This is a genomic window from Rhodococcus sp. 2H158, assembly GCF_053764755.1.
Genome location: NZ_JBSNCE010000002.1, coordinates 165461 through 185613, shown reverse-complemented (window position 1 = coordinate 185613; position 20153 = coordinate 165461). Strand labels below are relative to the sequence as shown.

General features: G+C 65.8%; 19 protein-coding genes. 5 read left to right on the top strand and 14 right to left on the bottom strand.

Going from position 1 to position 20153, the window contains the following annotated elements; genetic code table 11:
* Nucleotides 1-13: 13 nt before the first annotated feature.
* The 5 genes from ACWPOB_RS02655 to ACWPOB_RS02635 all read right to left on the bottom strand — a co-directional run bounded on the left by ACWPOB_RS02655 (nucleotide 14) and on the right by ACWPOB_RS02635 (nucleotide 5708).
* Entirely contained in the window at nucleotides 14-670 is a 657-nt protein-coding gene (locus ACWPOB_RS02655; RefSeq protein ID WP_050034674.1) for a TetR/AcrR family transcriptional regulator, read from the bottom strand.
* A gap of 114 nt (nucleotides 671-784) precedes the next feature.
* The gene (locus ACWPOB_RS02650; RefSeq protein ID WP_455399806.1) at nucleotides 785-1627 is read right to left on the bottom strand and encodes an enoyl-CoA hydratase-related protein; all 843 of its coding nucleotides are present in this window, start codon (nucleotides 1625-1627) and stop codon (nucleotides 785-787) included.
* Between the two features lie 28 nt (nucleotides 1628-1655).
* Nucleotides 1656-3173: a class I adenylate-forming enzyme family protein gene (locus ACWPOB_RS02645; RefSeq protein ID WP_100055028.1), complete on the bottom strand. Its 1518-nt coding sequence runs from the start codon at nucleotides 3171-3173 to the stop codon at nucleotides 1656-1658.
* A gap of 124 nt (nucleotides 3174-3297) precedes the next feature.
* Nucleotides 3298-4737, bottom strand: coding sequence for an MFS transporter (locus tag ACWPOB_RS02640; RefSeq protein ID WP_455399805.1), 1440 nt, complete (start codon nucleotides 4735-4737; stop codon nucleotides 3298-3300).
* Nucleotides 4738-4745: 8 nt separating this feature from the next.
* On the bottom strand, nucleotides 4746-5708 hold the full coding sequence (locus tag ACWPOB_RS02635) for a PDR/VanB family oxidoreductase (protein ID WP_455399804.1): 963 nt from the start codon (nucleotides 5706-5708) through the stop codon (nucleotides 4746-4748).
* Between the two features lie 112 nt (nucleotides 5709-5820).
* Here ACWPOB_RS02635 and ACWPOB_RS02630 point away from each other — a divergent pair, with 112 nt between their 5' ends.
* The 3 genes from ACWPOB_RS02630 to ACWPOB_RS02620 all read left to right on the top strand — a co-directional run bounded on the left by ACWPOB_RS02630 (nucleotide 5821) and on the right by ACWPOB_RS02620 (nucleotide 8248).
* Nucleotides 5821-6612, top strand: coding sequence for an SDR family NAD(P)-dependent oxidoreductase (locus ACWPOB_RS02630; RefSeq protein WP_029541674.1), 792 nt, complete (start codon nucleotides 5821-5823; stop codon nucleotides 6610-6612).
* A gap of 23 nt (nucleotides 6613-6635) precedes the next feature.
* A complete protein-coding gene (locus tag ACWPOB_RS02625; RefSeq protein WP_100055026.1) occupies nucleotides 6636-7499 on the top strand; it encodes an alpha/beta fold hydrolase in 864 nt (287 codons plus the stop codon).
* 86 nt (nucleotides 7500-7585) lie between these two features.
* Nucleotides 7586-8248, top strand: a complete 663-nt coding sequence (locus tag ACWPOB_RS02620; protein WP_100055043.1) for a TetR family transcriptional regulator — start codon at nucleotides 7586-7588, stop codon at nucleotides 8246-8248.
* 98 nt (nucleotides 8249-8346) lie between these two features.
* On the opposite strand, the gene ACWPOB_RS02615 is transcribed toward ACWPOB_RS02620, so the two are convergent.
* From ACWPOB_RS02615 to ACWPOB_RS02605, 3 genes are all read right to left on the bottom strand, one after another.
* Nucleotides 8347-9843 (bottom strand): aldehyde dehydrogenase, encoded by a 1497-nt coding sequence (locus ACWPOB_RS02615; protein ID WP_100055025.1) that lies wholly within the window; start codon nucleotides 9841-9843, stop codon nucleotides 8347-8349.
* Between the two features lie 19 nt (nucleotides 9844-9862).
* A complete protein-coding gene (locus ACWPOB_RS02610; protein WP_455399803.1) occupies nucleotides 9863-10687 on the bottom strand; it encodes a mycofactocin-coupled SDR family oxidoreductase in 825 nt (274 codons plus the stop codon).
* A gap of 174 nt (nucleotides 10688-10861) precedes the next feature.
* Nucleotides 10862-11848 (bottom strand): GNAT family N-acetyltransferase, encoded by a 987-nt coding sequence (locus ACWPOB_RS02605; RefSeq protein ID WP_455399802.1) that lies wholly within the window; start codon nucleotides 11846-11848, stop codon nucleotides 10862-10864.
* 164 nt (nucleotides 11849-12012) lie between these two features.
* On the opposite strand from ACWPOB_RS02605, the gene ACWPOB_RS02600 reads away from it, so the two are divergent.
* Nucleotides 12013-13182 (top strand): aromatic ring-hydroxylating oxygenase subunit alpha, encoded by a 1170-nt coding sequence (locus ACWPOB_RS02600; protein WP_006936272.1) that lies wholly within the window; start codon nucleotides 12013-12015, stop codon nucleotides 13180-13182.
* Between the two features lie 52 nt (nucleotides 13183-13234).
* A complete protein-coding gene (locus ACWPOB_RS02595; protein ID WP_029541658.1) occupies nucleotides 13235-14386 on the top strand; it encodes an acyl-CoA dehydrogenase family protein in 1152 nt (383 codons plus the stop codon).
* A 52-nt stretch (nucleotides 14387-14438) separates the two neighbouring features.
* Here the strand turns inward: ACWPOB_RS02595 and ACWPOB_RS02590 are convergent, their stop codons facing one another.
* From ACWPOB_RS02590 to ACWPOB_RS02565, 6 genes are all read right to left on the bottom strand, one after another.
* The gene (locus ACWPOB_RS02590; protein ID WP_455399899.1) at nucleotides 14439-15698 is read right to left on the bottom strand and encodes a cytochrome P450; all 1260 of its coding nucleotides are present in this window, start codon (nucleotides 15696-15698) and stop codon (nucleotides 14439-14441) included.
* A 20-nt stretch (nucleotides 15699-15718) separates the two neighbouring features.
* Nucleotides 15719-16942, bottom strand: coding sequence for a cytochrome P450 (locus ACWPOB_RS02585; protein ID WP_100055020.1), 1224 nt, complete (start codon nucleotides 16940-16942; stop codon nucleotides 15719-15721).
* A gap of 40 nt (nucleotides 16943-16982) precedes the next feature.
* Nucleotides 16983-17216 (bottom strand): ferredoxin, encoded by a 234-nt coding sequence (locus tag ACWPOB_RS02580; RefSeq protein ID WP_100055019.1) that lies wholly within the window; start codon nucleotides 17214-17216, stop codon nucleotides 16983-16985.
* 2 nt (nucleotides 17217-17218) lie between these two features.
* A complete protein-coding gene (locus tag ACWPOB_RS02575; RefSeq protein WP_072634455.1) occupies nucleotides 17219-18100 on the bottom strand; it encodes an SDR family NAD(P)-dependent oxidoreductase in 882 nt (293 codons plus the stop codon).
* Between the two features lie 270 nt (nucleotides 18101-18370).
* Complete coding sequence (locus tag ACWPOB_RS02570; protein WP_065923532.1) at nucleotides 18371-18517, bottom strand: DUF1059 domain-containing protein; 147 nt, start codon at nucleotides 18515-18517, stop codon at nucleotides 18371-18373.
* A 281-nt stretch (nucleotides 18518-18798) separates the two neighbouring features.
* Nucleotides 18799-20148, bottom strand: coding sequence for an MFS transporter (locus ACWPOB_RS02565; RefSeq protein WP_455399801.1), 1350 nt, complete (start codon nucleotides 20146-20148; stop codon nucleotides 18799-18801).
* Nucleotides 20149-20153: the final 5 nt, after the last annotated feature.

The following is a 20153-nucleotide window of genomic DNA, read 5'->3' as shown; positions in this document are numbered from 1 at the left end:
GTACCCGCGATCCTCAGTGGGTCGGAGTAGCAGCTGCCCCACCGGACCGCAGCTGTTCCGCCGCCTCCTCCGTCACGATTCCCGGAAGCAGGAAGTTGGTGAGCATCCGCCTGTTTTCCGGGTCCCCCTCGGAGCCGAAATCCATCCGCCCGACCAGGATGAGCTGCACCAGCGCGATCCACTGGCAGATCTCCTCGTCGGTGAGGCCTTCGCGGATCTCACCTCGTTCGCGGGCCTCGTCGAGCAGCGGCGCCCACATCTCCTGGGTCAGCCGGACCGCCAGTCCGGTGCTGCCGATCAGAGCCGTCGCCATGTCCATGTGTTCGGGGCTGACGATCAAGCGGACGATCGGATCGTGGCGACCACGGTCGACGAGAAAGATCAGGCCGTCGACGATCTGCTCCGCGAACGTCGTCCGTTCCCTCAGGAACGCACGAGCCTTGTCGAACAGCCGGCGCGACCGCAACTCGATCAAGGCCGTGATCAGCGTGTCACGGTCACCGAAGTAGCGGTAGACGGTCGGCCGCGAAACGCCGGCCTCCTTGGCGATGTCGTCCATCGTGGTCTTCGTGAGCCCGTACCGCTGGAACATCGACTCGGCAGCCTTCAGTATCTGCCCTCGCGCCACCTCTGCGTTCTCACTGAGGACGTTCGCCCGCCGTCGCGCCATGTCGCACCCCCGAACTCGTCCTCACCGACTCCTACGGGCAATGATACAAGTAGTGACCATTGTCAAGCATCGGACCCGCGACAGTGGCACGGAGCGTCCGACGCTGCACCAGTGTCACTCGAACAGATCCGGCAGTCCATCCGAGACGCGATCAGGAAACTTCGGATCACGTTTTTCGAGGAAGGCGTCGACACCTTCGCGCACGTCCTCGGAGGTGCCCCGGACATAGATGCCGATCGACTCGGCGCGGTGCGCAACCTCGGGTTCCGCCGCGCCGAGCATCCGCCACATCAGCTGACGGGTCAGGGCCGCCGATACCGGCGACGTGCCCGAAACCAGTTCCCGGGCGACCTCGAGTGCGCGATCCAGTACCTGATCGGCGGGCACGACCTCACGTACCAGACCCCGGTCGAGAGCTTCGGTGACCGGCACCATCTTGCCGCCGACCGTCCATTCGACGGCGGTGGAGATTCCGACCGCCCGCGGGAGGAACCACGTCGAGCATGCCTCCGGCACCAAGCCGCGGCGAGTGAACACGAAACCGAACTTGGCCGTATCCGAGGCGATGCGGATGTCGGCCGGAAGCGTCATCGTGACGCCGACGCCTGCCGCAGGCCCGTTGATCGCTGCGATCACCGGCTTCAGGGAACGGTAGATCCGCAGCGTCACCTGACCACCCGCGTCGGCGGGGGCTCCACCGGTCTCCGGATCGTCGCCGAGGACGAACGTGTCGCCGCCTGCGGCGAGATCGGCGCCCGCGCAGAACGCCCGGCCGGTTCCGGTGAGCACAACCGCGCGTACTTCGTCGTCGGTGTCGGTCTCGTCGAAGATCTCGATGAGCCGGTAGCACATCGCATTGGTGAACGCGTTGAGCCGATCGGGACGGTTCAAGCGCACGACGGCGATCTCTCCGTGCCGCTCGAGGATTACCGCGTCGTCGGTTCCGGTCCGAGCCACGAGGGCTCCTTTCTGCGCGACGGGTGCGTCAGCGCACCTTGTCGAATCGTTCGGAGACGTCCCGGTACTCGGACCGGATCGCCGTCTTCGACAGCTTGCCACTGGGGAGCCGGGGCAGCGGCTCGTCCCGGATCACGACGTAGCGCGGAACCTTGTAGTCGGCGACCAAACGGTCGCAGTACTCCACGATCGTTGCCGCGTCGACCCCGTCCTTCACAGTGACGATCGCCGCAGGCGTCTCGCCGAAACGCTCGTCGGACGCGGCAATGACCGCGACCTCCTCGACACCCGGGATCTCACTGATGACACGCTCGATCTCGACAGGCGAGACGTTGATGCCGCCGGTGATGATGAGGTCCTTGAGGCGGTCGACGAACTTGACGCGCCCGCCCTCGTCGAGGGTGCCCAGGTCCCCGCTGTGCAGCCAGCCGTCGCGCAGCGCGGACGCCGTCGACTCCGGATCGTTCCAGTAGCCGGGGGTTACGCCGGGTCCCCGCAGCAGGATCTCCCCCTCTTCCCCGGGCTCTGCGTCGGTGCCGTCGGCGCGGACCACCTTCGTCTCGGTGAAGATCGAGCCGGACCCGCAGGTGTCGGGGTGGTCGAAGGCTTCGGAGACGAGAGTCGCAGTCGCGACCCCGCCGGCTTCGGTCATGCCGTAGATCTGACGCAGCGCGACGCCCTTGTCGGCCCACCGCTTCAACAGGGCCGGTGCGACTGCCGCGCCGCCGACGATCGCGGTGCGCAGCGACGACAGGTCGGCCTTCTCGAATTCGGGCGACCGCGAGATCGCTTCGAAGATCAGCGGAACCCCGAACAGAGCCTGCACCTTGTGCTCACCGAGCAGTGCCGCGGCACGACCGGGATCGAGTTCCTTCTCGATGATGAGCGTGCCACCGAGCACCGTGGACATGACCAGCCCCCACACGAGGCCCGGGGTGAACACGAGCGGCAACACCAGCAGCGACGTGGAACCCGGACGGAAGCCTTCCTCGGTGAGGGTGGCCTCGAACACGATGTTGAGCAGAGTCCGATTGGTGCAGATGACGCCCTTCGACAACCCCGTGGAGCCACTGGTGAACAGAAGTGCTGTGGGGTCGTCGGGCGCGAGGTCGACGCGGAAGTCGTCGCGCTCCCCTTCCCGCAGTGCCGCGATGTCGGTGAACCCGAACGTGTCGAAGGGATCGCCGAGGTCACGCGCCTGGGCGACCGTTGCGGAGAACTGTTCCGGCGCGATGACCAGGACGGCACCCGCGTCATCGACGACCTTGCGGAGTTCCGCCGGCTTGAACCGGGGATTCAGCGGGACGAGCACCGCACCGGCCTTGAGTACGCCGAGTGCCACCACGGGCCACGTCACCGAATTCGGGCCGAGCACTCCGACACGCTCACCCGGCTTGATGCCCCGGTCGACGATCTCACGAGCGACGCGGCTGGACCAGTCCTGGAGTTCACGGTAGGTCAGAGCCTCACCGGCAACGATGATCGCGTTCTGTTCCCCCTTGGTCTTCGCCCACCAATACAGGGCCGAGCCGACGGTGGCAGCCATGTGTCCCTTGCCTTCCTTGACCGAGAGAATACGAATCTGTTTTGTGTACAAGAATTTTCAGCGCGAGAGGAGCGCGGGTCCTCATATCGCGTACACCTCAGGCTATAGCCTCACTCATGAGACGTCAATCAAATTTTGTAAATTGCAAAGGGCGGCTCGCACCGGCGACGAACCCGGCGGCAAGCGCGGTCACACCGCCGATCACGAATGCGGCCACAAACGCACGCTCGGAGGGAATGGCGGTACCCGCGATCGTGATCGTCGCGAGGAGCATCCCCACCAGCGCGCTCGCCAGCGAACTGCCGAAAGTCCGTGCGATTGCGTTGATGCCGTTCGCAACACCGGTGTCGTGCAGCGACACATGCTCGACGAGCATTGCCGGCAGGGCGCCGTAGGCAACGCTGACGAAAACATTGAGGACCGCCACCGCAACGATCACCTGCCACGGGCGGTCGTGGGCGAATCCGACAAATGCGAACCCACACACCCCGATAGCGCACGCCACCATCAGCACCCGCTCGGCGCGGAACCTCCGCACCAGGAACCCGCTCACCGCAGCCGCGGAGATGCCGACAACCTGCCCGGGCAGCAGGTACAGCAGGCTCGCCTCGAGCACCGAAGCACCGAACCCGTACCCCGCTTCCTCGGGGGCGGCCTGCACGAACACGGCTGTGGCCAGGAACTGTACGAACATCGCGATTCCCACGAGGAACGCGGCCAGGTGGGCGGGCGCCACCGCACGTGCGGTCAGGAGGGCTGGGGCCACCAGCGGCGCATCGAATCGCCGCTCGTGCCGGTACCAGACGGCAAGCACGAGCACACCCGCGACGACACAACCGATCGTCGGCACGGACACCCAGCCCCACGTCCCGCCCTGCGCGAGCGCCAGAAGCAGCGCGGACAGGCCGACCGCGAGCCCGACCGCACCCCAGAGATCGGATCCGGATCCGGTCCCGGAACCGGGCGAACCGGGAACGACCGCCCACGCAAGTGCAGCGGCGATCACCGCGAGCGCCACCAGCAGCCAGAACACGCGACGATAGTCGTCGCCGTCGCTGTACAGCAGTCCGGCGGCGATCATTCCCGCACCGCCGCCGACGCTCATCGTTCCCGACATGATGCCGAGCGCCGCCGTGAGCCGATACGGTCCGAGAGCACTGCGCAGCACAGCGACGCCGATCGGAAACAGCGCGAACGACGTCCCCTGCAGGGCTCGCCCGGCGATGAGTACCGGCAACGAGTCCCACGCGACACACAGCAACGAACCGACGAGCACCACACCCAGGATGCCCAGCAGCACTTTTCGTGGTCCACGTCGGTCGGCGAGCCTGCCCAGCAGCGGCGTACAGACTGTGGCCGTCAGAAGATTCCCGGTGACGATCCATCCCACCGCATTCGTACCCACCCCGAGCTGCGCCGCGATATCGGGCATCAGCGGCACGACGGCGGTCTGCATGACCGAGGTGATCATCACGACGAAGCAGAGCGCCGGGATCAGCACACCGGGCGAGACGGCAGGTGTGCGCACACGCGTTCGCGCAGTGGCGAGACGGAGGGTCACCATGGGCCGATCTATAGATCCAGAGTGAGCTTGGGGGTGCAGCTGCGGGATACGCAGATCATCATGCAGTCGTTCTCCGCCTGCTCGTCCTCGGTGAGGACGGAGTCGCGATGATCCGGAATTCCTTCCAGCACAGTGGCTTCGCACGTACCGCAGGTTCCCTCGCGGCACGAGAACGGCGAATCGACGCCCGAGCGGAGCACCGCGTCGAGCAGTGTTTCGCCCGAGTCGACAGTGATCGTCTTGCCCGATTGCCGGAGTTCCACCTCGAATGCCCCGTCGACGGCGTCGGCCGGCCGCTCCTTCGCGGCGAACCGTTCGACGTGCAAGGTGATGCCCGAGCGGTTGCGGCACTCGTTCTCGATGGCGTGCAGCAGTGGTTCCGGCCCGCAGCAGTAGACACCGGTGCCGTCCCCGAGGGCGTCGAGCGCTGCCGCCAGGTCGAGGAGCCCGCATTCGTCCTGAGGTCGGAGCTCGACCCGGCCGGGATACCGGGCGACGAGGTCGTCCGCGAAAGCCATGCTCGCGCGGGTACGTCCGCCGTACAGGAGCGTCCAGTCGGCGCCGGCCGCATCGGCCGCCCGCACCATCGGAAGTAGCGGCGTGATGCCGATTCCGCCCGCGACGAAGAGATACGACTGCGCGGGCTCGAGGCTGAAGTTGTTGCGGGGGCAGGCGATGCTGACGAGGTCGCCGACCTGCAGCGAGTCGTGGATCCACCGCGATCCGCCGCGTCCGTTCTCCTCGCGGAGGACCGCCACAGTCAGGCAGGTGTCGTCGGCCGGGTCGCCGCACAGCGAGTACTGCCGGACCGTCGACTCGTCGATGATGACGTCGATGTGCGATCCGGGTTCCCATGCGGGGACCGTCCCCCCGTCGGGATCGGCGAACCGCACCGCCACGACGCCGTCTGCAAGTGCGTCCTTGCCGATCACCCGCATCTTGCCCTGCTCCACATCGGTGCTTCCGGCCATCAGTGTTTCCGTTCCCCTGGACATCACCTACGCTCTAATCTTAAGTAATTAGTTTTACGGGACGCAAGGCCCGCAGACGAACCTCATGACACGCAGCACCGGGAGCAGCCACATGACCTCGACAGATACCGCACACGACACCGGCTCGATCCTCGACCTCTTCAGGCTCGACGGGTCCGTCGCCGTCGTCACGGGCGCCGGCAGCGGCCTCGGAGCAGGGTTCGCGCGCGCCCTCGCGGAGGCCGGGGCGGACGTGGTGATCGCCGCACGCCGTCGCGAGAAGCTGGACGCCGTCGGCCCCACGATCGAGGCCACCGGCCGACGCTGCCTCATCGTCCCCACCGACGTCACCGACCCCGAGCAGTGCGACGCCCTCGCCCGGGCCACGGTCGCCGAGTTCGGTCGGCTCGACATCCTGATCAACAACGCCGGCGTCACCCATTCCGCACCGGCGACGCGCGAGCGACCCGAGGATTTCCGTTCCGTGCTGGACGTGAATCTGCTCGGCGCGTATTGGGCAGCGCAAGCATGCGGACGCGTGATGAAGCCGGGCTCGAGCATCGTCAACATCGCGAGCATGCTCGGGCTGGTCAAGTCGGTGCTCCCCCAGGCCGCCTACGCCGCGAGCAAGGCCGGTCTCGTCGGCCTCACCCGCGATCTGTCCCATCAGTGGTCGCAGCGAAAAGGGATCCGCGTGAACGCGATCGCGCCGGGTTTCGTCGAGACCGACCTGATCGCCGAGATGTCGTCGGATACCCTCGAGGAGTTCCTGCGCGGCTGCTCGCTCGGTCGCACCGCCACGCAGCGCGAGATCGACGCCGCCGTCGTGTTCCTCGCCAGCCGTGCTTCCGGCTACATCACCGGGTCGACGCTCGCCGTCGACGGTGGGACTTCCGGACACTGACTCCGACGACGAAGGGCGAAACGATGACGATCTCCAGCACCGTGACCACACTTCGGGGCGACGGCGTCTCCCTGGTCGCCGATGTCTGGGAGCCCGCGTCCGAGCGGAAGGGGACCGTCCTGCTGTTGCACGGCGGCGGGCAGACGAGGCACTCGTGGCAGCGCACCGGAATCCGCCTCTCGGAACAAGGATGGCGCTCATACGCGATCGACGCGCGCGGGCACGGCCACAGCGGCTGGGCCGACGACGGCGACTACAGCTCCGACGCACACGCGCGCGACATCCGCACGATCGTCGACGAACTCGGTGAGCCACCGGTGCTCGTGGGAGCGTCGATGGGCGGTATGGCCTCGCTCGTCGCCGAAGGAGACAATCCGGGGCTCTCCCGCGCGCTGGTGCTGGTGGATATCACCCCGAAGGCCGAACCCGAGGGGTTGGCCAAGATCACCGGATTCATGCGCGCGGGGCTGGCGGGCTTCGACAGCCTGCACGACGCGCTCGACGCCGTGATCGCGTACAACCCGCACCGGAGCCGTCCGCCGCGGGTGGAGGGGTTGCGTAAGAACATGCGCGAGCGAGACGGTCGCTGGTACTGGCACTGGGATCCGCGGATGCTGTCGCATCGGACGAACCTTCCGGATGCTGCCGCGGAGCGCGAGGAGCGGGCCCGGGCCGCGGCGCGCGCCGTCGCGGTTCCGACCCTCCTGATTCGTGGTGCCCAGTCCGACGTCGTCAGCATCGAAGGTGCGCGCGAACTCCTGGAACTGATCCCCGGGGCGCGGTACATCGACGTGGGCGGTGCCGGGCACATGGTGGGCGGCGACGACAACGACGTGTTGAGCCGCGGCCTGGTCGAGTTCCTCGACGAGGCCGTCCTCACGGCGTAACCACCGGCCGGACCGGAACAGATAGCATCTATAGGTCACCCGCCGGGCAGACCCGCCCGGTGGACCGCACGAGCTGAAAGTAGATGATGGCCCGACCGTCGAAGCCTCTCATCAGTCGCGCGTCCGCGGTGGCGGCTTCCATCGAGATCATCGACTCCGAGGGACTCGATGCCTTCAGCCTGCCGCGGCTGGCGAAGCACCTCGGGGTACGGGCGCCCTCCCTCTACCACCACTTCGCCGACAAGTCGGAGATCCTCCAAGCTGTCGCGCGACAGATCGCCGGCGCCGGCACCCTGCCACGCCGCAGGCCCGGCCCGGACTGGCCCGAGTACTTCGTGACGCTGAGCATGAATCTGCGTCAGTCGATCCTCAAGCACCGCAATGCCGCGCCGATCCTGCTCCAGTATCTTCCGCGTGATCTGCTGATCGGCACCTACGAGGACACTGCCCGATTCCTGGAGGAGTCCGGCGTGCCGGCCCGCCTGCACGTCCAGATTCTCGACGGCATGGAGCGTTTGACGCTAGGCGCAGTGCTCACCGAGGCGATGCGCAAGCCGAGTACGAAGAACACGATCTTCCCGAACGTCGACCCGGAGTCGCAGCCGCTGCTGGCGCGGGCTCTCGCCGAGAACGAGATGACCTCCCGGCAGTTGTTCGAGGAGATGATCCGCAGCTTCCTCCACGGCGTGGTGCGCAACGCTCAGGTAGAGATCGCGGACAAGAGCCCACTGAGCGTGTCGGCCCACTGAGCGTGTCGGCCCACTGACCTGCTCGGCAGTCGTACGACCACCCACGACGCAACGACGACGCCCCCGCGGGTCGAATCGCGGGGGCGTCGTCGTCGGTCCTACCGGGCCGGAGCGGGCATGTGGACGGTCTTGATCTCGAAGAACTCCTCGAGACCTTCGAGGCCGCCCTCACGGCCCACGCCGGACTGCTTATAGCCGCCGAACGGCAGGGTGAAGTCCATCGTCGCGGTGTTCACGCTGATGGTGCCGGTGCGGATGCGCCGCGCAACCTCGAACCCGTGGTCGATGTCCTCCGTGTACACCGCTCCCGACAGCCCGTACATCGAGTTGTTGGCGATCGCGATGGCGTCCTCTTCGTCTTCGTAGGTGATCACCGAGATGACCGGGCCGAAGACCTCTTCCTGCGCGATCCGGGAGTCGGGGTCGACGTTGTCGAGCAGTGTCGGTGCGACGAAGAAGCCCTTGTCGAATCCCTCCGGACGACCGCCGCCGAGCACGACCTTCGCGCCGTCCTCCTTCGCGATGTCGATGTATCCCAGGACGCGATCCTGCTGACGCTTCGACGCGAGCGGGCCGAGGAAATTGGTCGGCTCCCACGGGTTGCCGATCGGCAACGCGCCGTACGCGGCCTTCAGGACCTCGAGCACCTCGTCGTGACGCTTGCGGGAGACGAGCACGCGCGAGAGGGCGATGCACGCCTGACCGGACTGCATGCAGCCCCCCATGGGGAGCGTCTGCACCACGTGGTTGATGTCGGCGTCGTCGAGGATGATCGCCGCGGACTTGCCGCCGAGTTCGAGCGAGACACGCGCGATGCGCTCGCCGGCCAGCGACATGATGCGCCGGCCCGCCGCGGTGCTGCCGGTGAACGTGACGTGGTCGACGTCGGGGTTGGTCACGAGCGTCTCCGACACCTCGCGGTCGGCGCACAGCACGCTGACGACGCCCTCGGGAATGCGACCTTCCGCGACCAGCTCGGCGATGATGTCCGCGAACACCGACGGCGAGAGCGGTGCCTCCGGTGCGGTCTTGAGCACGACCGAGCAACCCGCGGCCAGCGCCGGGGCGAGCTTGAACGCGATCGTGCCGACCGGGCCGTTCCACGGGATGATCGCGGCAACGACGCCCGTCGGTTCCTTCACGATGCGCGAGACACCGCCCGCTGCGCGCGGACGCTCCTCGGTGGTCTCGAACGTGCGGGCCACCGCGGCCACCGCACGGAACAACCCCCCGACCATCTCCTGGGTCGGCCGGCTGACGCTCACGGGCACGCCGACCTCGACGACCCCGATCGGGGTGAGCTCGTCCACCCGCCGTTCGAGGCGGTCGGCGATGGCGTCGACGACATCGGCGCGCTCTGCCATGCTGCGAGACGACCACTCGCCCTTGTCGAACGATTCACGCGCTGCGGCAACCGCTTTGGCGACGTCTTCGACCGTGGCGGTGCGCACCCGCGCGACCTTCTCCTCGGTGAACGAGTCGACGACGTCGACCCATTCGCCGCCGGTCGAATCGACCCAGCGGCCGCCGATGAAAACCTGTTCGCGGTCGGCGATCGACGGGATGGTACCCGTCGAGGCTTCGGTGGTGGTCATATGTGAAAGCTCCTTCGCTTCAGCGGATGGTGTAGCCGGCGTCGACCGGGAACGTGACACCGGTGACGTAACGAGCCTCGTCGGAGGCGAGGTAGACGATCGCGTTGCTGATGTCGACGGCCTCGATCAATTCGACCGGCATCGGGTTCTTGTACGACTCGTCGGCGGCAACCTCGGGATGGGAGTTGATGAACTCGCCGTACTCCGCGTTCGCCACCATCGGCGTGTTCACGCCGGTCGGGTGCACAGTGTTCACCCGAATGCTGTGCGGGGCAAGCTGTTTCGCGTAGATCCGCATGAGACCGACAACACCGTGCTTGGCGGCGCTGTACCCGACCTGACCGGGGAGAGTGTTCAGCCCGATGCTCGTCAGGCCGGCTGCAGAACTCGTGATGATGATCGACCCGCCCTCCCCCCGTTCGACGAGGTGCGGCACCGTCACCTCGAGCACGTGCCATACCCCGGTGAGCATGGTGTCGATCGCGTCGTGCCATGCCTGGCGCTGTTCACCGGGACCGATCACCGGCATGATGCCGGCGTTCGGCAGCACGATGTCGACCTTGCCGAACTGTGCGATGCCCGCGTCGTAGGCCCGCTGGACATCCTCGATGTTGCGGACGTCTCCAATGGACGCGACGATCGAGCCTCCGGCCTCCTTGACCAGCCGCTCGGTTTCGGCAAGGTCGTCGCTGGTCGCCATCGGATAGAAGACCGTGGAGATCTGGTCGCAGATGTCCATCGCGATGATGGATGCCCCCTCTTCGGCGAGCCGGACGGCGTGCGAGCGCCCCTGGCCTCGCGCGGCACCGGTGATGAAAGCGACCTTGCCTTCGAGTCGACCCATGAGTGTTCTCCTCCGATTGCACGCCCCAGCTCCGGGCGGGCAAGCGCCCGTGCGTGGGAACGTAGTGAAGTTGGGGACCCACACATCAGTGTGAGGCGCACCACAGACGGTAGTTGCCTAAACCCTTTAGGTCAACGCCGGACAAGATTCGTCGTTCGTCTCACCCGGGCGGGCTCAGAAGCTGGGCGCCTCGGCCCACTCGCCCACCTGGTAGCAGGAATGTTCCCCCTCCTGCTCGAATGCCATCAACCGGCACATGCGCACCGCCCCCGCGTCGTCCGGGTCGATACGAATCAGGGCGATCTGGGCCCCCGCGTCGCGCAGCGCCCCGAGTGCCATCGTGAGGAGCGTCATCCCGAGGCCCGCCCCGCGGGCGGTCTCCGTGAGCACGAGCGCCCGGACCGACGCCGCATCCAACTCGAGGTGGGTGGACAGCGCCGGATCGGACCACACGAACCCCACCTTCGCTCCCGAAGAGTCGGTTGCGACCAGCACATTGCCGGAACCGAGGCGGATCTCGTCGGCGAGGCGCTCGCGTTGCGCGGGTACGAGCGACGCCGCGTCCAGCACCTCGTCGATCGCCCGCGACACCGCCGGATCACCGAGCGGACGCGCGTCGCCCGCCGTGATGCCCTCGGGCGCCGCGACCTCGTCGAGCGGGATCGCGAACGGGCCGGACAGATGGCGGAACAACGTCCACAGCCTGCCCACCGCCGGGATGCCGAACCGTCGTGCGAGACGTTCGGACGCGGGGTGCGTGCTGTACGCCCAGCAGCGCAGAGCCACCGCACCGGTGCGCTCCCAGCCGCCGTCCGCTGTCGTGCCCAGGCCGATCTCCTCGACCAGCATCGTGGCCACACCGCGCGACCGGTAGTCCGGATGGACGACGAATTGCACGGTGCCCAGCCCCTCGCCGTCCACCTGCAGGTGCAGGTACGCCACAATCACCAGCGGCGCATCGTCGTGCGCGCTCAGGTCCTTGCGCGCCTTGATCGGCAGATGGGAGACGCGGACGCCGTCGCGACTCGTCGAGGTCACATCACCGGGGTGGATCCGCGAGAACCCGGCTTCCTCGTCGTACTCGGCGGCCGCGGCGACAAGAGCCAGCACCTCGTCCCGATCGCCGGAATCCAGTTCCGAACACCACTGATACGAGATCATCCTGTTCGCTCCTCATCTGCGGGTCAGTTCTCATAAATCTAATGTCGATCGGTATAGGGCCGCAACGGCCGAAGCGCCACCCGCAACCGGTCCGGGGTTTACACTTAAAACTACTTGAGTTAGATTTAGCGTCATCGATCCGAACCACCGCCTGGAGGGCAGCCATGACAGAGGTCGGAATTCCTCGCGAGGAACGCATTCGCCGCGCTCTCGACCATCTGCGCAACGACACCACCGACGAATTCGAGCACGTCACGTGGTTCGAACCCGTCGAGTTCACCGATCCGGAGATCGCCAAACTCGAACGCGAGCGTGTCTTCGGCCGGGTTCCGTCGATCATCATCCACGGCTCCGAGATCCCCCGCGCGGGCGATTTCGTCACCCTCCAGTTGCCGCGGAACAATGTCATCGTCGTCCGTCAGCGCGACGGCAGCGTCAAAACCCTGGTGAACCAATGTCGTCACCGCGGCGCGATGGTCGAGAAGGAGGAGAAGGGCCGTTGCCGCCTGTTCTCCTGCCCGTACCATCGCTGGTCCTACGACACCGACGGCGCGCTGCGCACCATCACCCGCGACAACACGTTCGGTGACGCCGACCGTTCCGAACGGAACCTCGTGCAACTCCCGACCGAGGAACGTCACGGATTCGTCTGGGTTGTCGACGACGCCGACGCCACCATCGATGTCGCAGACTGGCTCGGCCCCGAGATGGACTCGATCATGGGGTCATACGGCATGGACAAAATGGTGACTACCCGAGTTCAGCGCTTCGACGAGCCCGTCAACTGGAAGCTGATGCAGGACGCGTTCCTCGACGGCTACCACATCCAGTACGCGCACCCGAACACCGCCGCCAAGCACATCCACACCAACGTCATGGCCTTCGAGGACTTCGGACATCACTGCCGGTTCCTCAATCTCCGCAAGACCATCGACCGGTGGATCGAGGAAGACCCCGGCGATCGCAGCCTCGCCGAGCACGTGACGGAAAGCCACCTGGTGGGTCCCAACAGCACCCTGCTCAAGCAGCCCGACCATTTCCAACTGCTCACCTTCCGCCCCCACCGGAGCGATCCGCAGCGCTGCCACATGGAGATCCGCCTGATCGCACCGACGCTCGAAGACAGCGGCATGACCGAGGAGCGCTGGAATCGGATCTGGGACAAGAACGTCGAGATCCTGATCGCGGTCCTCCACAACGAGGACTTCCCGATCCTGCGTGGTTCGCAGGTCGCCATGGACAGCGCGAACGCCGGCAACATGCTCCTGGGCCGCAACGAGGTTGCCAACCAGGTCTTCCGCCGCGAGATCCAGAAACTCGTCGGCGAGAACTGACACCGAACACCACAGCGGGGCGCCTGCGGGCGCCCCGCAACAGGAGGACTACATGGAGAGCGATCTCTTCGAACACGACCACGAACTGTTTCGCGACTCCGTGCGGAGCTTCGTCGACAAGCACGTCGTCCCAAATCTCGAGAAGTGGGACGCCGACCGGCTCATCGACCGGGAAACCTGGCTCGCCGCGGGTAAGCAAGGACTGCTGGGCCTGAGCGTCCCTGAGCAGTACGGTGGGCCCGGCGAGCTCGATTACCGCTTTCGCGTCGTGATCCAGTCCGAGATAGCGCGGGTGGGCGCGTCCGCGCTGCAGTCCGGCTTCTCGACCAACGACGACATCGTCCTCAACTACCTGCTCCGCCATGCCACCGATGAGCAGAAGCAGCGGTGGTTGCCCGGATTCGTCACGGGCGAGACGATCGGCGCGATCGCGATGAGCGAACCGGCCGCGGGCAGCGACCTGCGGGGCATCACCACCACCGCGGTGCGCGACGGCGACCATTGGGTCCTCAACGGGTCCAAGACGTTCATCACGAGCGGCATCCTGGCCGACCTCGTCATCGTCTTCGCCAAGACCGACCCCGCAGCCGGTTCGCGAGGGTTCAGCCTCTTCGTGGTCGAAGACGGAACGCCCGGGTTCTCCCGCGGCCGCAAGCTCGACAAGGTCGGTCTGCACGCCCAGGACACGGCCGAGTTGTTCTTCGAGGATGTCCGCGTTCCCAAGGAGAATGTGCTCGGCGAGCTGGGGCAGGGCTTCGGCTACCTCATGCAGAGCCTTCCGCTGGAGCGGCTCGGTATCGGCATCGCCGCGCAGGTGTCCGCCGAGGCCGTCATGAGCTGGACACTCGACTACGTCAAGGAACGCACCGCGTTCGGCAAGCGCATCGGCGAGTTCCAGGGAATGGGCTTCACTCTCGCGGAACTGCAGACGGCGGTGGAGGTCTCACGCAGTTACCTCGATCGCTGCGTCCGTGAACACAACAAGGGCACGCTCACCGCGGTCGACGCGTCCAAGGCGAAGCTGTGGGCCACCGAGCTGCAGGGCCGTGTGATCGACGCCGGTGTGCAGTTCCACGGCGGCTACGGCTACATGATGGAATACCCGGTCGCGAAGGCCTTCATCGACGCCCGCATCCAGCGGATCTATGGTGGCACCAACGAGATCATGAAGGAAATCATCCACCGTGATCTGCTGAAGGCCTGAGCCCCGGCACACGAGGAAGGGGACCCGATCGAATCGGGTCCCCTTCCTCGTGTCAGCTTCGCGATTCCGGTGTGAACGTGAGCGGTAGCCGCACGCAACCACGCACCGACGTGCCGTGCATCAACGGCGGATCACTGTCGACCAGCGCGTAGTCGGGGATTCTCCGATGTATCTCCTCCATCGCCAAGGTGAGCTCGAGGCGGGCGAGGTGAGACCCGAGGCACCGATGCGGCCCGGCGCCGAACGACAGATGCCTGTTCGGGCCACGATCGATCACGAACGCGTCCGGATTGTCGAACTCGGCTTCGTCGCGGTTGGCCGCACACAGCAGGAGCAACAATTGATCGTCGGCCTTGATGTTGACGCCGGCGATCTCGACATCGCGGGTGGCCCGCCGGCCCATGCTGACTGCCGCTTCGATGCGGAGGATCTCCTCGACTGCGTCCGGCACCAGGCTGCTGTCGTCGATGAGCGCCTGCCGTTGCACCGGGTTGTTCGCAAGGTGCACCATGGCCCAACCGAGTGAACCCTGCACCGTGTGCAGTCCGGCAATGAGCAGCAGGAAGAACATGCGGCGCAGTTCCTCGTCAGTGAGGTGCCGCTCGACTCCGTCCATCCGGATCGGGGTATCGATGATCTGCGCGGTGACGCTCTCCGCGTCCTCCTGCCCGGAACGCACCCGATCCACGAATGCACCGAAGTACTCGAACACGTTCGTTGCCGCTTCTGCCCGGGCACGGGCGGATTCCTCCTCGCCGGCTCCCGGAATCCCCTGGAGCGCAATATCCGTCCACTCCGTGAACTGTTCGGCATCGTCGAGAGGCCAGCCCATGAGACTGAGGAAGACACGAGTCGGCAGCGCATGCGCGAACTCGGCAACGAATTCGCACCGGCCGGAGGCCGCGAAGCCGTCGATCAGTTGGTTGATGATCTCGCGGATCCTCGGCTCGAGCTCTTTCATCCGCGCCGGACCGAACAGTGGCTGGAGCGCCTGACGATACTGCGTGTGCTCGGGCGGATCGATCTCGACCGGGATGAACTTGCCCTGGCCCGCATCGACCAGGTTGTTCGGATAGCTGGAGAACGTCTCGGCATCGCGCAGGATGCGGAAGATGTCCGCGTAGCGCGTGACGATCCAGTGCCCACCGTAGTGCGGGGAGTAGACGATCGGTCCGCGGGCACGGAGTTCGGCGGCCTTTTCCTGGAAGACATCGACCGGAGCGGCGAGAGCTGGGTCGTACACGTCGAAGTCGACGAGCAGATCCTCGGATACGTTACTGGCAGTCAACGCGTTGCACCCTTCTGAATCCATGGAACCTACCGATCCGACGCTCAGGTCGCCGGCGTGAACCTGATCGGAAGCCGCAAGCAGCCCCGCACCTGCGTTGCGTGCAGGATCGGCGGATCGGATTCGACGAGTTCGTAGTCCGGAATCCGGCGGTGCAGTTCCTCGAGCGCGATCGACAGTTCGATGCGGGCCAGATGTGAGCCCAGGCACCGGTGCGGACCGGCACCGAATGTCAGGTGCCGATTCGGCGACCGGTCGATCACGAACTCGTCGGGATCCTCGAATTCGCTTCCGTCGCGGTTGGCCGAACAGAGCATCAGCAGCAACTGGTCGCCGGCCTTGATCTTCGCCCCGCCGAGTTCGACGTCGCGGGTCGCACGGCGGCCCATACTCACTGCAGCCTCGATCCGCAGGACCTCCTCGACGGCGTTCGGGATCAGCGAGTCGTCCTCGATGAGCGCGGCGCGCTGACGAGGATTGTTCACCAGGTGGATCACGGCCCAGGCCAGCGATCCCTGAACGGTGTGCAGACCTGCGATGAGCAGGAGGAAGAACATGCGGGTCAGCTCTTCGTCGGTGAGCAGTCGCTTGCCGTCCTCGAGGTCGACCTCGGTGCGGATGAGTGCGGAGGTGACATCCTCACCGGGGTTCGCGCGACGCTCGTCGACGATCCTCTGGAAGTAGGCGAACATCTGCTGGGCTGCCTCGGCGCGTGCCTTCGCCGACTCTTCCTCGCTGGCGCCGGGCTTGCCCATCAGGGCGGTGTCGGTGGCCTCGGTGAGTATCGGGGCGTCCTCGAGTGGCCAGTCCATCAACGCGAGGAAGACGCGGGTGGGCAGCTCGTGCGCGAAATCGGCGATGAACTCCGCCTCACCCTTGCCTGCGAATCTGTCGATCAGTTCGTTGACCACGCCCCGGATCTGCTCGGACAGCGCCTTCATCCGGTTCGGGGAGAACAGCGGCTGCAGGGCCACCCGATATCCGGTGTGCTCCGGCGGGTCGAGCTCGAGCGGCAGAAACTTGCCGTCCCCGGCATTGACGAGGTTGTTCGGGTAACTCGAGAAGGTTTCCGGGTCGCGGAGGACCTCGTGGAGCTCCTTGTACCGGGTGACGATCCAGTGGCCGCCGTGCGCGGTCGAGTAGACGACAGGGCCGTTGGCCGCGAGTTCGGCGACCTTCTCCTGCACGGTGTCCACCGGGTCCGTGAGCGACGGGTCGTAGATGTCGAAGTCGACGACAGGTGTCGACATTTCGTCGGTGATGGTCATGCTGATCGCCCCGTTCGAAGGGTCTGTGTTGCTCGAGAAGTCAGAGTGTTTCGAGGCTCAGGGCTCGTTCGGGGCACATCGCGACGGCCTCCTCGGCCGCCACGATGTGCTCCTCGGTCCCTAGCGTTTCCTGCACGAGCACTGGGTATCCGGCATCGTCGCAGTCGATGAGCTCGGGTGCGCGGCCGTAACAGAGGCCGTGCCCGGCGCACGCCGACCGATCCACGACGAGTCGGCGCGTGCCTGACTGCGCTTCCGTGTCGTGGGCAGTCATCGTCAGTCCTCGCCGGTGACCATCGGCGGCGGATTGTTCCCGTCTTCGGGGAACATCATCGCCACACGAGACAAGGTGCCGCCGTCGGTGGTCGGCAGGGTGACACCGGAGATGTATGCCGACTCGTCCGACACCAGGAACAACGCAGCCCGCGCATTGTCCTTCAGCGACGGCGGACGATTGAGCTTGAGCGGAATCGGCGAGACACTCGGGTCCCACGGACCGGCAACCTCCTCGTACGACTGCCCCACCACCGGAGCACCGGCCGGCGCCAGGAAGTTCGGCGACATCCCGTGCGTCGGGGCGATCGCATTCACCCGGATCCCGTACTTGCCCAGATCCAGGCTCAGACCGCGAACCATCCCGTTCACACCGGCCTTCGTCGCCGAATACGCTGCGATGCTGTGGTACGCCACGAACGACGCCGCCGACGAGGTCGCCAGAATGACACCGCCACCATTGGCCCGCAACGCCGGCACCGCCGCCTTCGCGGTGTAGAACACGCCGGACAGGTTCACCCCGATGACGTCCTGCCAGTCCGCGTCCGTCAGATCCTGGAACTCGACCTGCTCACCACCCGCAACGGACGGCACACCACCGCGCGAGACAATCCCGGCATTGGCCCACGCGATGTCGAGCTTGCCGAACGCCGCCACCGTCGCCGCCACCGCATCGACCACCTGCTGCTCGACCCGCACATCCGCGGTGACCGCGATCGCCGAACCACCCTGCTGCTCGACCAACTCGACCGTGCCCTTCGCACGCTCCGGATCGATATCGACCACCGCGATCTTTGCGCCCTCCGACGCGAACAACTGCGACGCCTCGCGCCCCAATCCGGACCCGGCACCGGTGATCAGCGCGACCTTACCTTCAAGTTTCATCAAAGCTCCTCAGCTCGAACATGTAACAGAGGGATGGAAGATGCTGGAGGACGGCGACTTCCCTACAGGGTTCGCACCGTCATGTGATCCAGCTTACATACATGAGAAGTGATACGTCAATCGTTCTTTGTAAATCAGCCGAGCCGGATCGACGTGTCGAGGACCCTTGCGCCGGAATCGACTCTTCACCGCATGGATGTCGTTGATGAACAGCCGCTTGACCATTCGCGAAACACTGCCCGTACGCGACACTGCTGGTACGCGACACTGCTAGTACGCGATGAAGAGAATCTCATCGCGCGAGTACTCCATTCCGGGATGTGACTCGCTCAGGTGCGACCGGGCCTTCGCAACCAGGTCGTCTTCATCCGTGCCCGTGACCACGGCTCCACACGGGCAGGTCAATCTCGTCTTCATTCTCATAGCGGTCGGCCCTTCTGCGCCATCGGTACGGTCGGTGACACCCCTGTCCGCCCTCGTCGACCGAGAGGCTCGGGAGCGCCGGGCCGGATGTGGGCGACATCACACCACAATATCTAACGTACGTAGGTTACACAACCGCCGGAGCCCTGATGCCGGTCGTCTGCTGTCGATAGAGCCGCCCAGTGCGACACAGCAGGAACGTCGCGAAGCTCAGGTCGCAGATGAAGGCTACGTGCGCGCCTCCGTCTCCCAGTCCCCTCACGTATCGGAATCGCTCAGGCAGGCTCCGCGGTCTTTTCGACAGGCGCGTCCGTCCGATGCATGGCATTGGTCCTTCGGGGAACCAACGACACCAGCACTGCGGCAGCCACTCCGGCGAACGCGAAGGCGTAGTAGGCCCAGTCCGCTCCGAGCGCAGAGCTCATGATCATTCCGGTGAGAATGGGCCCGCAGACACCACCCAACCGGCCCAGTCCCACCGCCAGTCCGAGCGCTGTGCCACGCGCGGCGGCCGGGTAGAAGACCCCGACGAATCCGTAAACGCCCGTCGTGGAGGACGCACAGAAGCCGATCAGCAGAACCAACCCGAACACGAGTGCCTGTGCCGGCTGTAGGGTCAGGGCGGACACTGCGATCGCTCCCCCGACAAAGCCCACCGAGATCACCGGACGCGATCCCAGTCGATCCGCCAGACCGGTGATGACCACCATGCCGAACCCGCTACCGATGTTGAAGGCGAGCAGGAACGTCAACGCGGACCCGAGATCGTAGCCGGAGGCCCTCAGCATCTGAGGAATCCAGGTGTTCATGCCGTACGAGACGAGAAGGCCGAAGAAGGTGATGAGCGGGAACATGATCGTCGCGATCCTGTATCCGGGTGCGAACAGGAGCTTCAGACCCGACTTGGAACCGGAATTCGCGGTTTTCGACTCCTCCAGGGCCAGGCCGGATTCGGCACCGTCGTCAACCGAGTAGCGCTGCGTCAACGCGCGGGCCTCATCGTGCCGGCCCTTGCTCACGAGGAAAGCGATCGATTCGGGCAGGCTTCGGTATGCGATGACAAACAACACGACCCCAAGGAGGCCACCCACTGCGAACATCGATTCCCAGCCGAAGGCAGGGATCATGAAGATGGCGGCGATGGCAACCACGCACCCGCCGATGGGAAAACCGGTTTGGATGACGCCGTTGTAGAACTGTCGCCGGTCGACCTTGACGTATTCCTGGGTGAGCGCAATCAGCGTGGGGAGGGCTCCGCCGAAGCCGAGGCCGGCAAGCAACCGGAAGAGGCCGAAGGTCTCCAGATTCGGCGCAATGGCACATAACCCGGTGAACAGACTGAAGCTCACAATGCAGGCGAGCACGATCGGTCGCCGGCCGACGAGGTCCGTAAGGTAGCCGGCCAGCATTGCGCCGGCCATCATTCCGAACAGCGACAGGCTGCCGATCAACCCTGCCGAGGCGGTGGTGATCCCCCACTGTTCGATTTCCAGCAACGTCGGAAGTACTGCGCCGAACATGATGAGGTCGACACCATCGAGGATGGTGATGGCCAAGCAGGTGAGGACCACGGATCGGGCACCCGAGACGGCCCTTTCCTTCCCCAGGCCGGAGATCTGCGACATGTTGG

Coding starts and splice junctions, on each gene's coding strand:
- ACWPOB_RS02655 (WP_050034674.1), bottom strand. CDS start 670: ATGGCGCGACGGCGGGCGAACGTCCTCAGTGAGAACGCAGAGGTGGCG.
- ACWPOB_RS02645 (WP_100055028.1), bottom strand. CDS start 3,173: ATGGCTGCCACCGTCGGCTCGGCCCTGTATTGGTGGGCGAAGACCAAG.
- ACWPOB_RS02640 (WP_455399805.1), bottom strand. CDS start 4,737: ATGGTGACCCTCCGTCTCGCCACTGCGCGAACGCGTGTGCGCACACCT.
- ACWPOB_RS02635 (WP_455399804.1), bottom strand. CDS start 5,708: ATGGCCGGAAGCACCGATGTGGAGCAGGGCAAGATGCGGGTGATCGGC.
- ACWPOB_RS02630 (WP_029541674.1), top strand. CDS start 5,821: ATGACCTCGACAGATACCGCACACGACACCGGCTCGATCCTCGACCTC.
- ACWPOB_RS02625 (WP_100055026.1), top strand. CDS start 6,636: ATGACGATCTCCAGCACCGTGACCACACTTCGGGGCGACGGCGTCTCC.
- ACWPOB_RS02620 (WP_100055043.1), top strand. CDS start 7,586: ATGGCCCGACCGTCGAAGCCTCTCATCAGTCGCGCGTCCGCGGTGGCG.
- ACWPOB_RS02615 (WP_100055025.1), bottom strand. CDS start 9,843: ATGACCACCACCGAAGCCTCGACGGGTACCATCCCGTCGATCGCCGAC.
- ACWPOB_RS02610 (WP_455399803.1), bottom strand. CDS start 10,687: ATGGGTCGACTCGAAGGCAAGGTCGCTTTCATCACCGGTGCCGCGCGA.
- ACWPOB_RS02605 (WP_455399802.1), bottom strand. CDS start 11,848: ATGATCTCGTATCAGTGGTGTTCGGAACTGGATTCCGGCGATCGGGAC.
- ACWPOB_RS02600 (WP_006936272.1), top strand. CDS start 12,013: ATGACAGAGGTCGGAATTCCTCGCGAGGAACGCATTCGCCGCGCTCTC.
- ACWPOB_RS02595 (WP_029541658.1), top strand. CDS start 13,235: ATGGAGAGCGATCTCTTCGAACACGACCACGAACTGTTTCGCGACTCC.
- ACWPOB_RS02590 (WP_455399899.1), bottom strand. CDS start 15,698: ATGGATTCAGAAGGGTGCAACGCGTTGACTGCCAGTAACGTATCCGAG.
- ACWPOB_RS02585 (WP_100055020.1), bottom strand. CDS start 16,942: ATGACCATCACCGACGAAATGTCGACACCTGTCGTCGACTTCGACATC.
- ACWPOB_RS02580 (WP_100055019.1), bottom strand. CDS start 17,216: ATGACTGCCCACGACACGGAAGCGCAGTCAGGCACGCGCCGACTCGTC.
- ACWPOB_RS02575 (WP_072634455.1), bottom strand. CDS start 18,100: ATGAAACTTGAAGGTAAGGTCGCGCTGATCACCGGTGCCGGGTCCGGA.
- ACWPOB_RS02570 (WP_065923532.1), bottom strand. CDS start 18,517: ATGAAGACGAGATTGACCTGCCCGTGTGGAGCCGTGGTCACGGGCACG.
- ACWPOB_RS02565 (WP_455399801.1), bottom strand. CDS start 20,148: ATGTCGCAGATCTCCGGCCTGGGGAAGGAAAGGGCCGTCTCGGGTGCC.